17 protein-coding genes are annotated in these 18,494 nt (G+C 55.4%); 9 read left to right on the top strand and 8 right to left on the bottom strand.

Annotated elements, in window-relative coordinates:
• The first annotated feature begins 552 nt into the window (after positions 1-552).
• Positions 553-1,599: a LacI family DNA-binding transcriptional regulator gene (locus ACJJIF_RS19485; protein WP_444929934.1), complete on the top strand. Its 1,047-nt coding sequence runs from the start codon at positions 553-555 to the stop codon at positions 1,597-1,599.
• Between the two features lie 21 nt (positions 1,600-1,620).
• Here ACJJIF_RS19485 and nagA read toward each other — a convergent pair whose 3' ends face one another.
• Together nagA and nagB-II are read right to left on the bottom strand one after the other, a co-directional pair.
• Positions 1,621-2,751, bottom strand: coding sequence for an N-acetylglucosamine-6-phosphate deacetylase (nagA, locus tag ACJJIF_RS19480; protein ID WP_444929933.1), 1,131 nt, complete (start codon positions 2,749-2,751; stop codon positions 1,621-1,623).
• An 81-nt stretch (positions 2,752-2,832) separates the two neighbouring features.
• Positions 2,833-3,831, bottom strand: a complete 999-nt coding sequence (gene nagB-II, locus ACJJIF_RS19475; protein ID WP_444929932.1) for a glucosamine-6-phosphate deaminase NagB-II — start codon at positions 3,829-3,831, stop codon at positions 2,833-2,835.
• Between the two features lie 259 nt (positions 3,832-4,090).
• Here nagB-II and ACJJIF_RS19470 point away from each other — a divergent pair, with 259 nt between their 5' ends.
• Positions 4,091-4,957, top strand: coding sequence for a DUF6279 family lipoprotein (locus tag ACJJIF_RS19470; protein WP_444929931.1), 867 nt, complete (start codon positions 4,091-4,093; stop codon positions 4,955-4,957).
• 165 nt (positions 4,958-5,122) lie between these two features.
• Positions 5,123-6,400 carry an aspartate aminotransferase type Ic gene (locus tag ACJJIF_RS19465; protein WP_444929930.1) on the top strand — a complete coding sequence of 426 codons (1,278 nt, stop codon included), beginning with the start codon at positions 5,123-5,125 and terminating at the stop codon, positions 6,398-6,400.
• An 83-nt stretch (positions 6,401-6,483) separates the two neighbouring features.
• Here ACJJIF_RS19465 and olsF read toward each other — a convergent pair whose 3' ends face one another.
• The 3 genes from olsF to ACJJIF_RS19450 form a co-directional block, all read right to left on the bottom strand.
• Complete coding sequence (gene olsF / locus ACJJIF_RS19460; protein ID WP_444929929.1) at positions 6,484-8,157, bottom strand: bifunctional ornithine lipid synthase OlsF; 1,674 nt, start codon at positions 8,155-8,157, stop codon at positions 6,484-6,486.
• Positions 8,154-8,945, bottom strand: coding sequence for a UDP-2,3-diacylglucosamine diphosphatase (locus ACJJIF_RS19455; RefSeq protein WP_444929928.1), 792 nt, complete (start codon positions 8,943-8,945; stop codon positions 8,154-8,156). Before ACJJIF_RS19455 ends, olsF begins: the two co-directional genes overlap by 4 nt.
• Positions 8,946-9,248: 303 nt before the next feature.
• Positions 9,249-9,581 carry a DUF1820 family protein gene (locus ACJJIF_RS19450; RefSeq protein ID WP_172621124.1) on the bottom strand — a complete coding sequence of 111 codons (333 nt, stop codon included), beginning with the start codon at positions 9,579-9,581 and terminating at the stop codon, positions 9,249-9,251.
• A gap of 186 nt (positions 9,582-9,767) precedes the next feature.
• Between ACJJIF_RS19450 and miaB the strand changes: the two genes are divergently transcribed.
• The 6 genes from miaB (at position 9,768) to ACJJIF_RS19420 (ending at position 16,512) form a co-directional block, all read left to right on the top strand.
• Positions 9,768-11,135 carry a tRNA (N6-isopentenyl adenosine(37)-C2)-methylthiotransferase MiaB gene (gene miaB / locus ACJJIF_RS19445; RefSeq protein ID WP_444929927.1) on the top strand — a complete coding sequence of 456 codons (1,368 nt, stop codon included), beginning with the start codon at positions 9,768-9,770 and terminating at the stop codon, positions 11,133-11,135.
• Between the two features lie 205 nt (positions 11,136-11,340).
• On the top strand, positions 11,341-12,381 hold the full coding sequence (locus ACJJIF_RS19440; RefSeq protein WP_444929926.1) for a PhoH family protein: 1,041 nt from the start codon (positions 11,341-11,343) through the stop codon (positions 12,379-12,381).
• 16 nt (positions 12,382-12,397) lie between these two features.
• The gene (gene ybeY, locus ACJJIF_RS19435) at positions 12,398-12,868 is read left to right on the top strand and encodes an rRNA maturation RNase YbeY (protein ID WP_444929925.1); all 471 of its coding nucleotides are present in this window, start codon (positions 12,398-12,400) and stop codon (positions 12,866-12,868) included.
• Between the two features lie 70 nt (positions 12,869-12,938).
• Positions 12,939-13,835: a CorC family transporter gene (locus tag ACJJIF_RS19430; protein WP_444929924.1), complete on the top strand. Its 897-nt coding sequence runs from the start codon at positions 12,939-12,941 to the stop codon at positions 13,833-13,835.
• A gap of 71 nt (positions 13,836-13,906) precedes the next feature.
• Positions 13,907-15,472: an apolipoprotein N-acyltransferase gene (gene lnt / locus ACJJIF_RS19425; RefSeq protein WP_444929923.1), complete on the top strand. Its 1,566-nt coding sequence runs from the start codon at positions 13,907-13,909 to the stop codon at positions 15,470-15,472.
• Between the two features lie 122 nt (positions 15,473-15,594).
• Positions 15,595-16,512 carry a TIGR01777 family oxidoreductase gene (locus ACJJIF_RS19420; RefSeq protein WP_444929922.1) on the top strand — a complete coding sequence of 306 codons (918 nt, stop codon included), beginning with the start codon at positions 15,595-15,597 and terminating at the stop codon, positions 16,510-16,512.
• Positions 16,513-16,523: 11 nt separating this feature from the next.
• On the opposite strand, the gene ACJJIF_RS19415 is transcribed toward ACJJIF_RS19420, so the two are convergent.
• The 3 genes from ACJJIF_RS19415 to ACJJIF_RS19405 form a co-directional block, all read right to left on the bottom strand.
• Positions 16,524-16,901, bottom strand: a complete 378-nt coding sequence (locus ACJJIF_RS19415) for a hypothetical protein (RefSeq protein WP_444929921.1) — start codon at positions 16,899-16,901, stop codon at positions 16,524-16,526.
• A 295-nt stretch (positions 16,902-17,196) separates the two neighbouring features.
• Positions 17,197-17,973, bottom strand: coding sequence for a YdcF family protein (locus tag ACJJIF_RS19410; protein ID WP_444929920.1), 777 nt, complete (start codon positions 17,971-17,973; stop codon positions 17,197-17,199).
• A complete protein-coding gene (locus ACJJIF_RS19405) occupies positions 17,973-18,422 on the bottom strand; it encodes a zinc ribbon-containing protein (protein WP_444929919.1) in 450 nt (149 codons plus the stop codon). Before ACJJIF_RS19405 ends, ACJJIF_RS19410 begins: the two co-directional genes overlap by 1 nt.
• Between the last annotated feature and the right edge of the window lie 72 nt (positions 18,423-18,494).

Genomic DNA, 18,494 nt, shown 5'->3' with positions numbered 1-18,494 from the left:
GAGAATTCTGGGGTCGAGCAAAATCCATATTCCGGACTTCCCCTCGCCATAGAGGCGCATGTTAGTGCCCCTCCAACACCGCAACCTCCTCCCCTCTAAGGTGGTAGAGGCTTCCGACGCCCAACTTGGGTCCTCACCCCATTTGTAGTCCCCGATCTTATTGACGCGCATTATGTAGTAAAACTACAAAAACTTTCAAGGGCCCCTGGGCGAACAACACGGGCAGCCTGTAGGGCAAAACAAAATATTGGGGTTATTTGGCGTAAAAATTGTCTTCTAGACCGATAAATAGGACTAAAAGCCAGCAGGCAGTCATCGCCAGGAGATTTTAGTAACTCTTCAATGTAGAATTTTTACAGCTGGATGACAGGACCCGCGCTTGCGCAAGAGCATAAGATCAAAAACTACAAAACAGGCCCGAAAGAGGAATTGAAATACCCGCAATAGCGCCTATTGCGGGTCCATAACTGTTAAAATCCCAGCGCCCGGCGATACTCTTTTGTGGACACCCTCTCGCCCCCGAGTCACGGCTCACGTAAAACTGATAGATATATGAAAGTCACAATTAACGATGTTGCGGAGCGCGCGGGCGTATCTATCAAAACCGTGTCCAGGGTGATCAATAATGAGCCCTCTGTGCGCGCAGCCACCCGGCAAAAAGTGCTCGACGCGGTAAAAGGCCTGAACTACACCCCCAACCTCGCCGCACGCAACCTGGCCGGGACACACGCCTACTCCATCGCATTTATTTATGACAACCCTAACGCCTATTACATTATCGATATGCAAAACGGCCTACTGGAGGCCTGTAGAGCGCAAGGGTATGAATTACTTATCCACCCCTGTCACGCACAGGCCCCCACCACTCCCAGCGATCTGCATAAATTGGTCGAACACGGCAAGGTCGCAGGGCTGGTCTTAACCCCGCCCTTTTCTGAGTCGCCCGCCTTTATTGCGGGGCTTCGGTCCATGGATGTGGAGTTTGTGCGGATTGTTTCCTCTTCCTGCAAAGAAGATGGCGAAGAGCGCGCTATACAGATTGACGATCGCCAGGCCGCTTACAATATCACCCGGCACCTGCTCTCTCTCGGCCACAAGCGCATTGCTTATTTGAGCGGGGGGACAGAGCACCTCTCCACTCTGGGGCGCCAACAGGGGTACTGCCGGGCTATCGAAGAGGCCGGGTTAGCCGTAGAGCAACCATTGATTATTCAGGGCGAGTATTCATTTGAATCCGGAGAAATTAACGCGGCCAAAATTTTGGGGGGCGACAACCCGCCCACGGCAATATTTGCCGCAAACGATGAAATTGCAGCGGGGGCATTATTTGCTGCGCGCATGTTGGATATTGATGTGCCCGGGCAGGTCTCTATCGCCGGCTTTGAAGACAGCCCCTTTTCCCGGCAAACCTGGCCCAAATTGACCACCGCCTACCAACCCAACCGGGAAATCGCGCGCTCAGCGGCTGAGCTAATACTTGCGCAAATTCAAAATAAAGGGGCAAGAGAAGATAGCGACGCGGAGACAGAAGCGGAGCCCCCACGCCGCTTCACCCCCGAATTAATTGTTCGGCAATCCACCGGCCCCGCACCCGAGTAATCGCTTGAAGTGGGATTAAGGCTAAGCCCTTCGATAAGTCTCGCGGCCCCGGCACCAGGTCCTGCTCACCCGCAGGGTCTCATCCAGTAACACCATATCCGCCCGGGCGCCCTCGGTAATAACACCTCCTCCCAGGCCGAGAAATTGTGCGGGGTACAAGCTCGCCATACGCAATGCCTCCGGCAATTCAACCCCGCACCAATCGCGGATATTTCGCACCGCACCGATCATATTCAGGTGCGAGCCCGCCAGCTCCCCGGTGCTGGAAGTCAGCTTGTCCCCCTCTCGTGTAACCACCCGGTCAAACAAGGGGAAATGGGTTGCCTCGCTCCCCACCAGTGACATCGCATCGGTAACCAAAAGCAACTTGCCCTGTGGCTTCGCCTTCAAAGCCAGTGTGATAGCCCCGGGGCTAACGTGGTGGCCATCGGCAATTAATCCACACCAGGCGTCGTCCCGAATCAGTGCCGTGCCCACCATACCGGGCTCGCGGGAATGCAGTGGAGACATTGCGTTGTACAAATGGGTAAACCCCGTTGCCCCCGCATCCAGCGCCGCCTCAACCAGGTCGGCACTCGCATTGGAGTGACCGAGGCAGACATGAACCCCGAGAGCCACCAACTTGCGGATATCGGATACAGCAACACACTCCGGTGCCAAAGTCAGCAAGCGAATCCCCAGATCCTCCCTGGCGTAGAGAGAGAGCTCCTCATCACTCAAAGAGCGGATAAATCCCTGCTCGTGAGTCCCCTTTTTGGCCTCACTTAAATGCGGCCCCTCAAAGTGCACGCCGATCACCCCCGGAACACCCGCAGACAGCGCCTCGCTCACCGCATCGGCAGCTTGCTGCATCACCGGCAACTTATCGGTAATCAGCGTTGGCAGGAACGCACTGGTACCAAACTGGCTGTGGGCCTCGCCAATTTTCTCAAGCGCAGCAACCGTGGGATCTTGATTAAACAGCACGCCGCCACCGCCATTGACCTGAATATCAATAAGGCCCGGCACCAATAAACCCGGCAGGCATTCCACGGTGGAACTCACACCACCGCCCACCGTAGAAATGGTGCCATCCTCCCCGATAGTGACAGCAACATCCGCCAGGATGCGCTCACCATCAAAAAGCTTTTCTGCAATTAGGGTAACCCCCACTGTCCCCTCCAAATCTTATTTTCTCTAGGCGGCCTCTGAATAATTCTGTGGTATCTCTTTAGCGAATTATTCAGCGGCCCCTTAGATTGTCTGAGTGATTTTTTTTAAGCCCGCCGGCTTGTCGGGATCAATTCCCCGGCTAACCGCTACATGGGCCACATCGATATAAAAGCGCTGTAACAGTGCCAGCGGTGCCACTCTGGGGTGTACGCCTTTACTGGGCACATGCAAATTAATCAGTGTCGCCCCACGCCGCCGGATTTCATCAATCTGTTGGCTGTGGGCGGGAAATGACTCATCCTCAATGGAAACATTCACCACTGTCAACTGCCCCTCCACCAGGGTGACAGGGCCGTGTAAAAATTCGGCACTGGAATAAGATTCCGCGTGGATATTGCACACCTCTTTTAACTTGAGGGCCAACTCCCGCGCAATGGCATAGCCCGGCCCCCGCCCCAAAACCACCAGGTTTTTCACCAGCGCCAGACTTTCCGGGCGCAGCTGAATCTCTGCCCGCACCGCAGCCCTGAGAGCCTGCGGCAAGTTTTGCAAGGCATTGTTCAGAGCGGCACCCTGAGTCCAGCTCGCCACCACCTGCAATATGGCGGACAGGGTGGCCAGGTAACTCTTGGTCGCCGCGACCGCTTTCTCCGGGTTTGCCTTTAAGGGAATAACCAAGTCGACCAAATCCGTGATCGGAGCCTGCTCATCGTTCAATAAAGCGATGGTATAGGCCCCCTCCTCCCGCGCCATGCGCGCCTGGGCCAGAATATCCGGGCTTCTGCCAGACTGGGAAATAACCATAACCAGGGCGCCGTCGAGCTTTAACCTGCGCCCATAGACGCTGGAGACAGACAGCGCGGCAGCACAGGTTGGCGTGCCGGTTTCAATTTCTATCAGGTACTTGGCAAAGACGCCTGCGTGATCGGAAGAACCCCGCCCGATCATCATGACAAAACGGGGGGGCACTTGACGCAAGCGCTCTCCCAGGCGAGACATTATTGTGGCATTGGAGCGCAGTTGCTCAGCAATCCTTTCCGGCGCCTCGCGAGCTTCAGCTTCCATAATCGTACTAATCATATAATACGCCCCGCTTGATTTACTCAAAAAGGGCCCACCCCCAATCAACACTGGGCTCCACTTTTCAGTCTACGCCTTAGCGCTATCGCACCTCCGCTTTTTGGGTCCCAATAACTGCCATTACCTGAGGATATTTTATGCGGCGCCAACGCTATCGACACCTCTATTTCTGCGGGAAATGGATATTCACTATTCCTTTTTCATCTATGCTTAAGGCATCCTTATCAGCCGCCGCCAGCGCAACCCACAGGACAAATCAATGCCCCAACCCCAGGGCAAGTACACAGTACAAAAACGTTATTTTGTTGTACTGCTTTTAGCCGCCTGTCTACTCAGCAGCTGCTCCAGCATTCAATTTGCCTATAACAATATCGACTACTGGATACGCTGGAAACTGAGTGACTATATCGACTTAAATTCCCAGCAGACACTGGAGTTTCAGGGGGCCCTCAATAGTTTTTTTCAGTGGCACCGACAAACACAATTGCCAAAATATGCCGATTTTCTACTCCAGCTGGCCGATAAAGTGGATCAAGGCCAGTTGGAAAACCCGCAATTGGCCCCCGTTGAACAGGAGGTCTACCACTTTATCAACAGCGCCAGTCGCAATGCCTACGACTTGATACTGCCTATTGCAGCACAGCTGACACCGCAGCAAGTTGACCAGCTGCAATACAACCTGACAAAGAAACAGCAAAAAGTACTAGAAAAATGGCAGCGCTCCCCGGAGAAAATCAAACGTCACCGCGACCGGCAAATTCGCCGGGAGAGCAAGCGCTGGCTCGGCAGTTTGACCGAGCAGCAAAAACAGCTAATTGCAGCTTGGGTAGAGCGAATAGGATACAACCCGGTTTTGCGCAATGAGCAGCAGCTGATTTGGCAAACTAATGCCATCGACTTACTCCGTCAGAAACCTGAAGGCTATCTGGAAAAATTGCGCGACCTACTGGAAAACCCAGAACAACTTTGGTCTGAGCAATATCGCGAGGCGCAGAAACAGCGCAAAACCCAGGCGCGTGAATTGGGAGAACAGATTTTATCCAGCACCAGCCCCGCCCAGCGCCGCCATTTGAGCAAAACTCTACGCGACTACGCCCAGGATTTTCGCGTACTGGCCAGTGAATAGTCACTCCAATCGACGCCCCACTGTGAACTGCCTCTCAAAGAGTACCCTATAACTCCGTTAAAAAAGATTCAACAGAAACCAATTATCATATGTGATTTCCTACTGACGAAACCGACCTTAGACTGATAAGCTCGCCCTCTCAATTTACCAGCTAGGGGAATTCAAGTGCATATCGAATCCGCCACACAAGAACAATTGATCGAGTGGGAAAAAGAATTGAGTGCCCACTACGACAAGATCTGTCGACACGAGCTAAGCCTGGATATCACTCGTGGCAAACCCTCGGCGGAACAATTGAAACTTTCCGATAAACTGGACGGCATCCTCTCTGCGGATTACCGCACAGCGGACGGCACTGACACCCGCAACTATGGCGGGCTGATCGGTCTGAGCTGTGCGAGAGAGCTTGGCGCCGAAATGCTCCAGGTGCCGGTCAATGAAGTGATTGCCGGGGGCAACAGCTCCCTCACCTTGATGTATCACGCAGTTGTCACCGGATACCTGTTTGGCTTTGCCGGCAACAAGCCCTGGCGTGAATTAACCGCGCCTAAATTTCTCTGCCCGGTTCCCGGTTATGATCGCCACTTTAGCATCTGCGAGCAGCTGGGCATCGAAATGATCAACGTGCCCATGGGCGAAGACGGCCCCGATATGGACCTTGTCGAAAAGCTGCTTGGCCAAGACCCGGAAATTGTCGGGATCTGGTGCGTTCCCAAATTCTCAAACCCCACAGGGGTAACCTACAGCCGGGAAACCGTAGAGAGATTGGCACAACTGGGGCAAATTGCCGGTGCGGGTTTCCGCATATTCTGGGACAACGCCTACTCTATTCACGACCTTGGCAACCGTGTAAGCCTGGCGAATATCCGCTCTGCAACCCTGGAAAATGGCACTGTAGACTCCGTTTTACAGTTTGCCTCAACCTCAAAAGTCACCCATGCGGGCGCAGGTGTCGCGTTTGTCAGCGCCAGCCAGGCAAACCTGGATTCCCTCAAGGCCCAAATGCAGGCAATGACTATTGGCCCGGACAAGGTCAACCAACTACGGCACTCGCGTTTTTTCACTGAGCACACCAGCCTGGCAGAACACATGCACAAGCATGCCGATATTCTTCGCCCCAAGTTCGAGTGTGTTCTGGAGCATTTGCACAATGCCTTTTCCGATGCGGATATGGGCAGCTGGGAAAAACCCGAGGGCGGCTATTTTGTGTCTTTTAATACACTTCCCGGCTGCGCCAAAGCTGTGGTAAAAATGGCGGCGGATGCCGGGGTAAAATTAACCCCCGCCGGCGCCACCTTCCCCTATGGACAAGATCCCGAGGACTGCAATATTCGTATTGCACCGAGTTTCCCACCACTGGAAGAGCTGGATACGGCAATGTCTATTTTTGTCCTCTGTGTAAAACTGGTGAGCTTGCGTAAAAAACTTGCAACCATTTCGTAGAAAAATAAACCTCAAATAAACTTCTCTACACCACCGAAAAAGGCAGCTTAACGCTGCCTTTTTTATAATAAGCCTCTCCCCCCTCAGGCGTGCAAATAGCGTTTGGCAAACTTTTTATCCACTTTGAACAAATCGACAACCACCAGGCCATCCACGGCATCACAAAAATCCGGGTCAATATTAAAGGCGTGAAAACTGGTCCCACCGGGCACGGTAACAGAGGCATACTTTTTAAATAGAGGGGGCAGCTTTACCCCCTCCTCGCCCAGAACTTGCTTTAATTGACGCATATCGGATAGCGCATCCCCGAGTAATTCAGGCAGCCCTGATTGCGCCTGTATAAATGGCAGGCGGGCATCGCCGAGGGGATTTTCAGGGGAAAAGTAGTGGGAAAAATAGCGCACAATGGCCGACTTGGCCCTCACCGAGAAGGTCCCGGGCATTGAGACCGGGCCAAATAGATAGCGCACCCGTCGCCGCAGGACCCACTGCCCAATAGCGCACCAGAGCAAGTCCAGGCCGCGTCCTCCCCAATAGTCCGGCAAGAGAAAACTGCGCCCCAATTCCGCAGAATCCGGCAGGCATTGGCGCGGCGGCTGCGGGTAGTTAAACAGAGTACTGCTGTATATCTCATCTGCTGCGAGAGCCCCGGTCGCCGCTATGCGATAGGCCCCGGCTATCTGGTGACTATCCGCATCCCACAACAGCAGATGGTCATAGTGTGCATCAAACGCATCCCAGTCCCGACTCTGCCCACTCCCCTCACCGACCGCGCGAAAAGCGATCTCCCGCACCCGGGCCAACTCCCGCATAACCGGACAATCTGCTTTCTGCCGATACAGGCGCACAGAGAGGGCGCCCGCCGCAGAGAGCGATGCACAGGACTCCACCACCTGCGCCACCTCAGTCTTCGGCTCGGCTTCGGCAATTAACTCCGGCCCCAGGGCGGCAGGCGCTCGATGTAAACGGTAGACATGCTCGCGCCACAACGCGGCTTTGGCCCGAGAAGTCAGGGGCCAGCGGCGAAAGTGCTCCGCCTCCAGAGGGCGGCCAATGCGAATATCGATACTGCGGCTGGCCTGTTTAAACATCTCCCGGATCAGCCATAAAGTAGAGAGGGGCTTATTCAGCATGGAGAGAGCATAAAACCAGCAGGAGTTCCGCCCAAGTACTTGCACCGGCAGAATGGGTGCAGCTTTTTTTTCCGCAAAACGGACAAAACCCGAATTCCAGCGCCCGTCCCGCACGCCCTTAGGGGTGAGCCTGGAGACCTCCCCGGCCGGAAAAATAATAGTGACTCCCCCCGCCCCCAGGTGATTGTAGATCCGCTCAATATCTCCCCTGCGCGTGCGGCCATTAAAATTATCTACCGGCAATAAATACGAGCGCAGCGGGGTGATATTCCACAGCAACTGGCTGGCTAGCGCGCGCACATCTTTGCGCACACGGGCAACCATATCAATCAGCGCCAGGCCATCGAGGCTTCCCAGCGGGTGATTGGAGACAATGACCAGTGGCCCACGGCGGGGTATTCGCTCCAGTTCGGAGGGGTTGAGTTCATAGCGAAAATTTAGATCGGCAAAAACCTGGCGAATAAAATCCAGGCCACCGAGGTGGGGATAGCGGCGAGTAAACTGTTGCAACTGCTCTTCGCAACAAATTTTTTTTAGCGTAGCCGAGGCCAGTTTGCGCGTGGTTTTTTGCGGGGCTGCGCTGTACCAGGCATTTTTTTGCAAAAGACTCTCAAGCTGAATCATGCCGCAACCACCTCCTTCATAATGCTGGCGATCTTTGGGCTGCGATGCCAGTTTAAGAGTTTCAAACTGCCGTTTTGCTGCTCGACCACCGCACTCATAGAGTCGACCCAATCACCGCAATTTGCATAGATCACCGCACTGCCAGACACGCTTTTATGCCTCAGTGCCGGCCGGTGAATATGGCCACAGATAACGCCGTCAAATCCCCGCGAGATCGCCTCGCGGGTGGCCACCGCCTCAAAGTCGCTCATCATCTGCCGGGCGGCGCTCACCCGATTTTTTATCTGGCTGGCCAGGGACCACCAGGGTTTATTAAAACGATTGCGCCAGTAATTAATCCAGCGATTAAAGCGCAGCATCAGGTAATAACTGCGGTCACCAATGTGATAGCTGATCGGGTTAATTTTGATGCGGTGTTCAAATTGATCGCCGTGGGTCACCCAGAGGCGGCGCCCCGCTGAGGTTGTGTGAATACAGTCTTTTTCGATGCGGATATTACCGAGGCGCTTGCCCACCCAGCTGCGCATAGGAGCGTCGTGATTTCCGGGGATATAAATCACCTCGGGGGTCAAACTGCTCAATTCAGACAGCATTCCCAGCAGCAGTGAAGAGGCCTGGCACCACGCACCCCGCCCCTGAGCGAGCGCCTGCATATCAAAAATATCCCCCACCAGATAGACCGTATCCGCGCGATTCTGAACCAGAAAATCTGCGAGCCGGTGAGGTTCACTGTCCCTGCTGCCCAAATGGACATCGGAAATCCACAGTGCGCGATAGCGATTGCTCATAGCAAGGTTCCCGTCTATAGCGATTATCGGCCCACAGATACCGAGGCGGATACGCGGCAAAAATATCGGTCGTCGCTTGAGCTAAGGCGCCTCTGAATAATTCCGTATCTGCTCTGTTGTTAGCACATGGAGGTCAGCTTAACGGACCGCGCTGATCTTCAGCCCAACCACTTTGCAGCGATTTGATGACAGACGGGAGGATTTTTATAGAAGGTTCTATTACAGGGGGGAAGGGTACAGCGGGGGCTTGGGAATTAAAAACCGGGCCTAAAGCCCGGTCTCGCAGCGAGTAAAAGGGAAATCCTACTCGGTGTCTTGGGGATGGCGGATCGGCGGGGCAAAGGGGAATTTAGCCACCTTGTCACCCTTAACCTCAACGATCTTGCCGGTGCCCTCTTTTTCAACCTCATCGATGCGTACAATACTGTGCATCGGTATGTATGAACGGGTTACCGAGGCAAATTCATTTTTCAGCTTTTCTTCACTGGGATCGACCACCAACTGAGCCTTTTCCCCAAAAACAAACTCCTCCACCTCGATAAAGCCGTACATATCGCTCTGGTAGATGGCCCGGGCGTAGAGTTCATACACTTGGTTTTGGTTGTGAAAAATCACTTTATAAATCGGGTTGGCCATAAGTCTCTCAGGATGGGGTAGACCCCGAATTTGATCAAAGGACGGGCAAAGGGAGCCTCTAAGCCCGAAAAAGCGCGCAAGAATAGCACAGGTTCGCAACAGCTAATATAGCCATCTATGCAGTGCCGGGTCGTATCGCTATAATGCCCAACCCCAATTGTTGACCAGTTTTTAACCAGGCGCGATATGTCCGAAACATCGGTGAAAAAGCTATACATTAAGACCCACGGCTGCCAAATGAATGAGTACGATTCCGCGAGGATGCGCGATCTACTCGGCGAGTCCCACGACATGGTACCTACCGACGACCCCAATGAGGCCGATGTCCTATTGGTCAACACCTGCTCTATCCGCGAGAAGGCCCAGGAAAAGCTGTTCCACCAGCTGGGCCGCTGGAAGAACCTCAAGGAGAAGAACCCCGAGCTGGTGATTGGTGTTGGCGGCTGCGTAGCCAGTCAGGAAGGCGAGGCGATTGCCAAGCGCGCGCCCCATGTAGACCTGATCTTTGGCCCCCAAACCCTGCATCGCCTGCCGGAGATGATGGAGACCAAAGAGCAGAAAAGCGGCGCTGTCATCGTCGACGTGAGCTTCCCGGAAATCGAGAAGTTCGATCGCCTGCCACAGCCTGAGGCCGACGGTGCGACTGCATTTGTCTCCATTATGGAAGGCTGTTCCAAGTACTGCACTTTCTGCGTCGTCCCCTACACCCGTGGCGAGGAAGTCAGCCGCCCAGTGGCCGATGTACTCGAAGAGGTCGCCCACCTGGCCGACCAGGGCGTGCGCGAAGTCAATCTGCTGGGACAGAATGTGAACGCCTACCGGGCCACCGGCGAAGACGGCCACGAAGTGGATTTTGCCGAACTGATCACCTACGTGGCGGCGATCGATGGTATCGACCGCATTCGCTACACCACCTCGCACCCGGTCGAGTTTTCCGATGCGCTGATCGATGTCTACGCCCAGGTGCCGGAACTGGTTAGCCACCTGCACCTGCCGGTACAGAGCGGCTCCGACCGCATACTGATGGCGATGAAGCGCGGCCACACCGCGTTAGAGTACAAGTCCAAAATCCGCCGTCTGAAGAAAATCCGCCCGGATATCTGCCTGTCTTCGGACTTTATTATCGGCTTCCCCGGCGAGACCGACAGGGACTTTGAGGCCACCATGAACCTGATTCAGGATGTGGGCTTCGACATCTCCTTCAGCTTTATCTACTCCCCTCGCCCGGGCACTCCCGCTGCCGACCTGGCAGATGACACCCCGGAAGAGGTGAAGAAACAGCGCTTGCAACTTCTGCAAGCCCGTATCAACCAGCAGGCCGCAGCGATTGCTCGCTGCATGGTGGGGAATACTGAGCGGGTTCTGGTGACCGGGGTATCGAAAAAAGACCCGGGGCAACTACAGGGCCGCACCGAGAATAACCGCGTAGTCAACTTCCGCGCTGACGACCTTGCCCTGATCGGCAAGTTTGCCGATGTTGTGATCGAGGAGGCGCTGCCAAACTCCCTGCGCGGCACCCTAATTACATCCGAGCTGGAAGAAGACCTGTTCTAACGGCAATTACCCCAAATGCCGGCAGGATATACCGCTAAAGTACATCCTGCCGCCAAAATAAGCTCAATTGCCCCCTTAAATTACAAGCAGTAATTAGAATTAAGTAGAGTTAGAACCTATTTGTAGGAATCACCTCTTTCCTCCAAAGGGAAAATGGGTATACCCTAGGAATATAACCCTTGGACTAAAGGTGCCGGAAACCAATTTGGAAACACAAACCCTCGCTCACAGCATCACACTCGAGCCCAATGACGCACGCCGTCTTGCCAATCTCTGCGGTCAATTCGACCAACACCTACGCCAAATAGAACAGCGCCTGGATATCGAAATTCGAAATCGCGGCAACCAGTTTTCATTTTATGGTGACGCCAAATCCGCACGCGCCGCTGGCGAACTACTCAGTCAGCTCTATCGGGAAACCGACGGCAAGGACTACCTCACACCGGATGAAATTCATTTGGCCCTGCAACAGGCGGGAGTTGAGGAACTGGCCAATAAAGCGGGTGACGGCGGCACCAGTGAAACCGACCAAGTGGTACTAATTCGTACCAAAAAATGCTCGGTGCGGCCTCGGGGACTCAACCAGCGCAAATACGTTCGCGCGGTGCAAACTAACGATATCAATTTTGGCATCGGCCCTGCGGGCACGGGCAAAACCTACCTGGCGGTAGCCTGTGCGGTCGAGGCACTGCTCAAAGATGAGGTTGAGCGAATTCTTCTGGTGCGCCCCGCCGTTGAGGCCGGCGAGAAGCTGGGGTTTCTCCCCGGTGACCTGAGCCAGAAAGTAGACCCCTATCTTCGCCCCCTCTACGACGCGCTCTACGAGATGCTCGGTTTTGAGACGGTCGGCAAGTTGATCGAGCGCAACGTTATCGAAGTGGCGCCACTGGCTTATATGCGCGGGCGCACACTGAACAACGCCTTCGTTATCCTCGATGAGAGCCAAAATACCACCCGCGAGCAGATGAAAATGTTCCTCACGCGGATTGGCTTTGGCTCCACCGCCGTTATTACCGGGGACCCCAGCCAGGTCGACCTGCCGCGCGGGCAAGCTTCCGGGCTGCGCCATGCCGTGGGTGTACTGGAGCGGGTCAATGGCATCAGCTTTACCCACTTTAGGGCCAAGGATGTGGTGCGCCACCCCTTAGTACAGCGCATTGTGGAAGCTTACGATATTCATGAGGGCGAGCAGGAGAGAAGCACGCTCGATCGGGTTGCCAATAAAGCCGATGAGAATGCCGCATAGAGTCCACAGCTGAGTTATGACTGATTTAACACTCGATGTGCAGCGGGCCAGCCGCTGCGACCAACTCCCCACCGATGAGGCTATCAGCACCTGGGTGTCCAAAGCTTTGGCCGGTCACCGCAATGAAGCGGAACTGTCGGTACGAATCGTGGACGAAGATGAAAGCCAGGCACTCAATCACCAGTACCGGGGCAAGGATAAACCCACGAATGTTTTGTCCTTCCCCACGGATTTCCCCGCAGAGCTGGACCTCCCGATGCTGGGAGATCTTGTGATCTGTGCCCCGGTAGTGGAGCGGGAAGCGCAACAGCAGAACAAATCCCTATCGGCGCACTGGGCACATATGGTGGTCCATGGCACACTGCACCTTCTAGGTTACGACCATATCGAAGATGCAGATGCTCAAATTATGGAAAGTCTGGAAACCGGGTTGCTCGCCAACCTCGGTATTGCAGACCCCTATGCCCCGCTGGATGCAGCGGGATAATAGCTGCTGTACCAGCGAGTAAATGGCAAGCCGCTACTGAATTTATTTACAAACGAGAGAGCCCCGGAGCATGGCCACTTCCATGACCACAGACGAACCCCCAAGTAGTCACTCAGCGAGTAAATCCCGCGCGAGTGAAAAAAGCTGGCTGGAAAAACTATTCAGTGCCTTTTCAGCCGAACCCAAGTCTCGCGACGAATTGTTGGACATCATTAAGGACGCTGCGGAAAACCAGCTGGTAGATGCTGAAGCCCTCTCTATTATCGAGGGTGCCCTGGACGTTTCCAGTCAGCAAGTCCGCGAAATTATGATTCCGCGCTCGCAAATGGTTGTGGTGGGTCTGCACGATAAACCGGAAGAATTCCTGCCCAAAATTATTGATTCGGGCCACTCCCGATTCCCTGTCGTCGGCGAAAGTGTCGATGATATTCGCGGGATATTGCTCGCCAAAGACCTGCTCCCACTCCTGTTGAAAGGTTTCGACGGCTTCCAGCTTGAAGACCTGATTCGCCCCGCCAATATTATCCCCGAGAGCAAGCGCCTGAATATTCTGCTGCGTGAGTTCCGCGAAAATCGCTACCATATGGCGGTGGTCATCGACGAGTACGGCGGTGTATCCGGCGTTGTGACGATCGAAGATATCCTCGAAGAAATTGTCGGCGAAATTGAAGACGAGACCGATGAGGAAGAGGCGGATAGCTATATCCGCAAAGTGGGGGAAAACGATTTTATCGTAAAAGCCCTCACCCCCATCGAGGAGTTCAACGAATTTTTCGAGAGCGCCTTTAGTGACGAGGAGTTCGACACTGTCGGCGGCCTGATTATGCAGTCATTTGGCCACTTGCCCGGCCGCGACGAAGCCACCCAACTGGGCGACTTTATGTTCCGGGTACTCTACGCAGACAGCCGCCAGATACACCTTTTGCGGGTTGCCCATATGCGCAAGCCGCCGGAGGAAGGCAGCTGAGCCACGCCCAACACTGCACGCTTTAACACACCGATACCCCGCCCCAGGCGGGGTATTCTGACAACGATTTTATGCGCAGATTTTTTTCTCCTCTCGCCAATGCTGCCGCTGGCGGGTTGATGACACTTTCTCTGGCCCCGTTTAACTACTGGGTTTGCGGCCTGCTGTCTCTGGCCATCTTTGCCTGGGTTATGCTCTCTGCGGGCAGAGGGCGCACACTGCCGGGGCGCAAAACCTTTGCCCTGGCCTTCTGCTACGGCCTGGGCCTCTTCGCCAGCGGCGCATCCTGGGTCTATGTTTCAATTACCAATTTTGGCAACTCATCGGTTCCATTAGGGCTGGCCCTGACCGGGAGCTTTGTCGCCATTATGGCGTTGCTACTGGCCGCCCCCTTCTATTTTCTCGGCCGCTTTACCGATAACAGGTTCAGCTTTGCCCTGGCCTTTGCCGCACTCTGGTTTATCAGCGAGTGGTTGCGCAGCTGGGCCTTCACCGGCTTCCCGTGGCTCTTCGCCGGCTATGGCCACACCGAGACCTGGCTGGCGGGCTGGGCGCCGGTACTGAGTGTCTACGGCATAGGCCTGCTACTGGCATTCACCGGTGCCGTACTGGCCCTGGCCGTCAGCGGCCGCCTGTCACCGCTTAAACGGCGCGGCCCTATTGTTCTGCTCGCAGCGGCACTGGCCCCCTGGCCAATAGGCGCCGCGCTCTCCCGGGTGGAGTGGACCACAGCCCAGGGCCCACTGATCAGCGTTGGACTTGTTCAGGCCAATATTCCGCAGGAAAAAAAGTGGTTGCCGGAGTTTCGCGGAGAAACGATCAGCCGCTATCAGGAGGGCACTCGCGCCCTTAGCGATCGAGATGTCGACGTGATTATCTGGCCCGAGGCCGCCCTGCCAATGCTCTACAGACAGGCCCCCAACCTGATGCAGGCACTGCAACGCAATGCCGAGAGTACCGAAATCGACCTGATCACCGGCATCCTCTATGACACGCGAGATCCAGCGCGGGGGAGCGTCAGCATTCACAACTCTGCAGCGGTGTTTGGCCAGAGCCCCAGCGTTTACCACAAGCGCCACCTGGTGCCCTTCGGTGAGTATGTGCCGCTGGAGGATTTTATTCGCGGCACTATCGAATTTTTTAACCTCCCCACCTCTTTTATCCGCTCGGGCCCCGACGAACAATCCCCACTGCGCGCTGCCGGCGCCAGCTGGGCACCGCTTATCTGCTATGAAATCGTCTACCCGCAACTGGTTGCCGACTCGGCGCAGTCATCGCAGATACTCCTGACCATTAGCAACGATGCCTGGTTCGGAGCCTCTATCGGCCCGCTGCAACATATGCAGATGGCGCAAATGCGCGCGCTGGAAACCGGCCGCTATCTGGTGAGAGGAACCAATACCGGGGTAACCGCTATCGTGGACCCCAAAGGACATATTGTTAAACAGCTGCCTCAATTTGAGCGCGCCACTATGAGCGGCGATATCAGAGCCATGCGCGGCGCAACGCCGTTTATGCTCGGTGGTATTTCCCTGGTATTTGCCCTGGCCCTGCCCATGTTGGCCCTGGCCCTGTTTTTACGCCGCAGGGTGGAACCCCAACCCAACGCCCCGGTAAACGGCGAACTATCCGATTAAGACTCCCCAGCGGCCACCCTCCCATTTAATCCCGGCGGGTGGCCCGGACAAACCACCACCGCTTTATATCACTGCTATGCTGCATTCAATTTTGTAGCGAAGATAAGGCAGGGCAATTCCCCATGCATTGCTTGATTAGCGGTGGTACCGGGCTTATCGGCAGGCTCTTTTGCCAGCGCTGGCTGGATCGGGGCAATACCATTACCGTATTGAGCCGACACCCGGAGCGGGTGCGAAGCCTGTGCGGAGAGTCCGCCAGTGCCTGTCGCGACCCCGCCGAGGTGAGCCAGCCCGTAGACATAGTGGTGAATCTTGCCGGAGCCCCCATCTCCCGTCGCTGGACAGAAAAATACCGCTCTACGATTCGCAGTTCACGCCTGGGGACAACAGAGCAGCTGGTGCGCTGGACTCTGCGGCAGAGACAGAAACCGAGTTACTTTTTATCCGGTTCCGCAATCGGCTATTACGGCAATCGCGGTGGGGAGCTATTAAAAGAGGGCAGCGCCCCGGGAGGCGGTTTTGCCGCGCAACTGTGCCGGGACTGGGAAGCGGCCACCGCCCCCCTACAGCAGTGCGGCGTCAAGGTGGGCATTATCCGCACCGCCATAGTACTGTCGATGCGCGGTGGCGCCCTGCCGCAAATGCTGCCCGCCTTTCGTCTCGGGCTTGGGGGGCCGATGGGTTCCGGCGAACACTGGATGAGCTGGATTCACGAGGAGGACCAAGTCGGCCTGATGTTACACGCCATCGACAACCACCTGTGCCAGCCCTTTAACGGAAGTGCACCGGAGCCTGTGACCAATAACAGCTTTGCCCGGATTCTGGCCAAAGAGTTACATCGACCGGCGATTTTTCGCACACCCGCCTGGGTGCTAAAAATGATTTTTGGAGAGATGGCCGATGAGTTGTTACTGACCAGCGATCGGGTTGAGCCCTGTACCGCAGTGGAAACCGGCTATAGCTTTCAATTTCCAACACTTGAGCAGGCACTTGCAGACCTGCTCAAAGGGGACGGCGCTATCACTAAGGCCAGCGCCTGACGGGGGATTTGTTAGGCGGCGACCATATCACTCGCGAGCGCCTGGGCCAGATAACGGCGGCTGGATTCACTGGTCACCAGATCGGCGTGGCAGTCCATTGGCGCCGAGCCCACCCACTGAGCGTGCCAGCGATACCAATTGGACTCCTCGGCTTTTACCCGGAGTTCGATAAACTCCACCTCCGCCGGTGACAAGTCGAACTCGCGGACTATCTGCCCGGCAAAGGTTTCAAAATTCTTGCTGAGTTGAGCGCCGCTATCATCGCCGGCACACAGAAACACCAGTGTGCGGCCATCTTGCTCAACCCGTTTGAAGCCGATCCAAACAGCCCGATTCAAGCGGTTGTGTAGCTGTATCGGAGAGAAAGAAAGTGGGATGCCCTTTATCATAAGGTTATCTCAATTATTGTTATGCTTCTTACCCACAAAAGCCAATTCCCACAAAAAGAGTATCACCAGGGAGGCCTTGTGGCGCCAGTCATCCTAATCCCGGTACAACTAGCAATCAAGGAAGTTTATAAAGAATTGTCAGGTCTTCCAGCGTGAAACCCCATCTCTCTATCCTTCCTCAAGCCTATGAGATTACATTTTTCAAAAAGTTCCTTGGGGAGTCTCTAAATCACTCCCCCCTATCGCTGCGGGCCTTGGGTGCCCACTTTTCGAGGCGCTCAGTGCTCTGACAGCCTCAACAATCTCTAACCGGCGGCAGGGGTCTCCAGCGGTACCAAACCCGCGCCAGTATCTCCCGCCAATAGACCTGAGTTCTCAACAGGGAAACCGCACTGGGCAACCAGCGCCCCAGACCGTTTTGTACGCGAGGCATCAGCTCAGCGGCACTCCCCACCGGCAGGGGCTGCACCCTCAGGCCCGCGCGGGTAAAGGTCTCCGCTGCGCGGGGCATATGCCACCAGTGCGTCGCCAGTAAAATCGACTTCACCTGAGCGCGATGCAAAATATCCGCGCTATTGACCGCATTCTCCGCTGTCGTACGGCTGCAATTATCCTGCCAGGTAACCGGCAGCGAGAATTCCGCCACTAGCCTCGCCATCAACTCGGACTCCGCCAGTTGCTCCCCCGCATGCACCCTACCACCGGATGCCAATATCGGTATTCCCGCCGGGGCTCCCTCCAGAGCCCCGATCACTCGCTCAAGGCTCGCCGCAGAGAGTCTTTCTCTCTGCGAAAAACGCTCCCGGTAGCGCCCAGCACCCAGTATCACGAGCGCCTCGGGGCGGAAGTTGGATTGCTCTGGCACCTTGCCCAGCCGGTTTCCCAGCCAGGAGGTAAAGGCCGGGGTTGCGCTCACCCAGAGCACACTAAAAGAAATAACAGCCAGTGGCAGGGAGGACTTCTCCAACAGCGAGCCGGAAGGGGAGAAGCGCAGCATAAAGGCCAGTAACAACCCCAGCAGTGGCAGCAGCGGCGGCATTAGTAGACTCGCTACCACTGGGTAGGCCCCCATCAATCTTCCAAACCACCCTCAATCTGTCGGAAGCAGCCGTAGCCGCACCGGTGGCAGGGCGTAATCTGGGTATTCAGTGGGGGCATTGCCCGATAGCCACAACCGAGACACTGCAACTCCTCATCGGCGCCAACGAATTCACCCGCCAGGGCCCAGGGTTTGCCCTCTTTGATACAGCGCATTAAGTTTGGCCAGGCGGTTTCGGTCGGGTCCGCCGCATTCAACAGCCACTCTCCACTGCGCTCCTCCAAAGTTTTTAGCTCCCCGCCCAACCCGCGGATATAACCCGCCGCGCGGTGCAGATCATCTTTTAGCCAAGCGCGCAAAAATGTCATTTTATTGGCGGTGAGATTCTCGATAGCCAGCTCACCCTCGACCAAATCCTCAAAGTCTTCGCGAAACTCGTTGATCAGATCATCCTTCGGCGGCAACTTTGGTTCCTTCGTCACGGCATCCCTCCTATAATCTCGCGTTTAGGCATCGTAAAAGATGCACCGGGAGCGGAACTTGATCGCGATCAA

This window comes from Microbulbifer regidiadema (SeqCode) (genome assembly GCF_052467605.1).
The sequence above is the reverse complement of the archived record's forward strand: the minus strand, read 5'-3'. Positions and strand labels throughout refer to the sequence as shown.

Excerpts from the sequence above, each read along its gene's own strand:
- olsF (WP_444929929.1), bottom strand. The coding sequence starts at position 8,157 with ATGATTCAGCTTGAGAGTCTTTTGCAAAAAAATGCCTGGTACAGCGCA.
- ACJJIF_RS19415 (WP_444929921.1), bottom strand. The coding sequence starts at position 16,901 with ATGATAAAGGGCATCCCACTTTCTTTCTCTCCGATACAGCTACACAAC.
- ACJJIF_RS19410 (WP_444929920.1), bottom strand. The coding sequence starts at position 17,973 with ATGGGGGCCTACCCAGTGGTAGCGAGTCTACTAATGCCGCCGCTGCTG.
- ACJJIF_RS19470 (WP_444929931.1), top strand. The coding sequence starts at position 4,091 with ATGCCCCAACCCCAGGGCAAGTACACAGTACAAAAACGTTATTTTGTT.
- ybeY (WP_444929925.1), top strand. The coding sequence starts at position 12,398 with ATGACTGATTTAACACTCGATGTGCAGCGGGCCAGCCGCTGCGACCAA.
- ACJJIF_RS19455 (WP_444929928.1), bottom strand. The coding sequence starts at position 8,945 with ATGAGCAATCGCTATCGCGCACTGTGGATTTCCGATGTCCATTTGGGC.
- lnt (WP_444929923.1), top strand. The coding sequence starts at position 13,907 with ATGCGCAGATTTTTTTCTCCTCTCGCCAATGCTGCCGCTGGCGGGTTG.
- ACJJIF_RS19485 (WP_444929934.1), top strand. The coding sequence starts at position 553 with ATGAAAGTCACAATTAACGATGTTGCGGAGCGCGCGGGCGTATCTATC.
- ACJJIF_RS19430 (WP_444929924.1), top strand. The coding sequence starts at position 12,939 with ATGGCCACTTCCATGACCACAGACGAACCCCCAAGTAGTCACTCAGCG.
- ACJJIF_RS19420 (WP_444929922.1), top strand. The coding sequence starts at position 15,595 with ATGCATTGCTTGATTAGCGGTGGTACCGGGCTTATCGGCAGGCTCTTT.
- miaB (WP_444929927.1), top strand. The coding sequence starts at position 9,768 with ATGTCCGAAACATCGGTGAAAAAGCTATACATTAAGACCCACGGCTGC.
- ACJJIF_RS19450 (WP_172621124.1), bottom strand. The coding sequence starts at position 9,581 with ATGGCCAACCCGATTTATAAAGTGATTTTTCACAACCAAAACCAAGTG.
- nagB-II (WP_444929932.1), bottom strand. The coding sequence starts at position 3,831 with ATGATTAGTACGATTATGGAAGCTGAAGCTCGCGAGGCGCCGGAAAGG.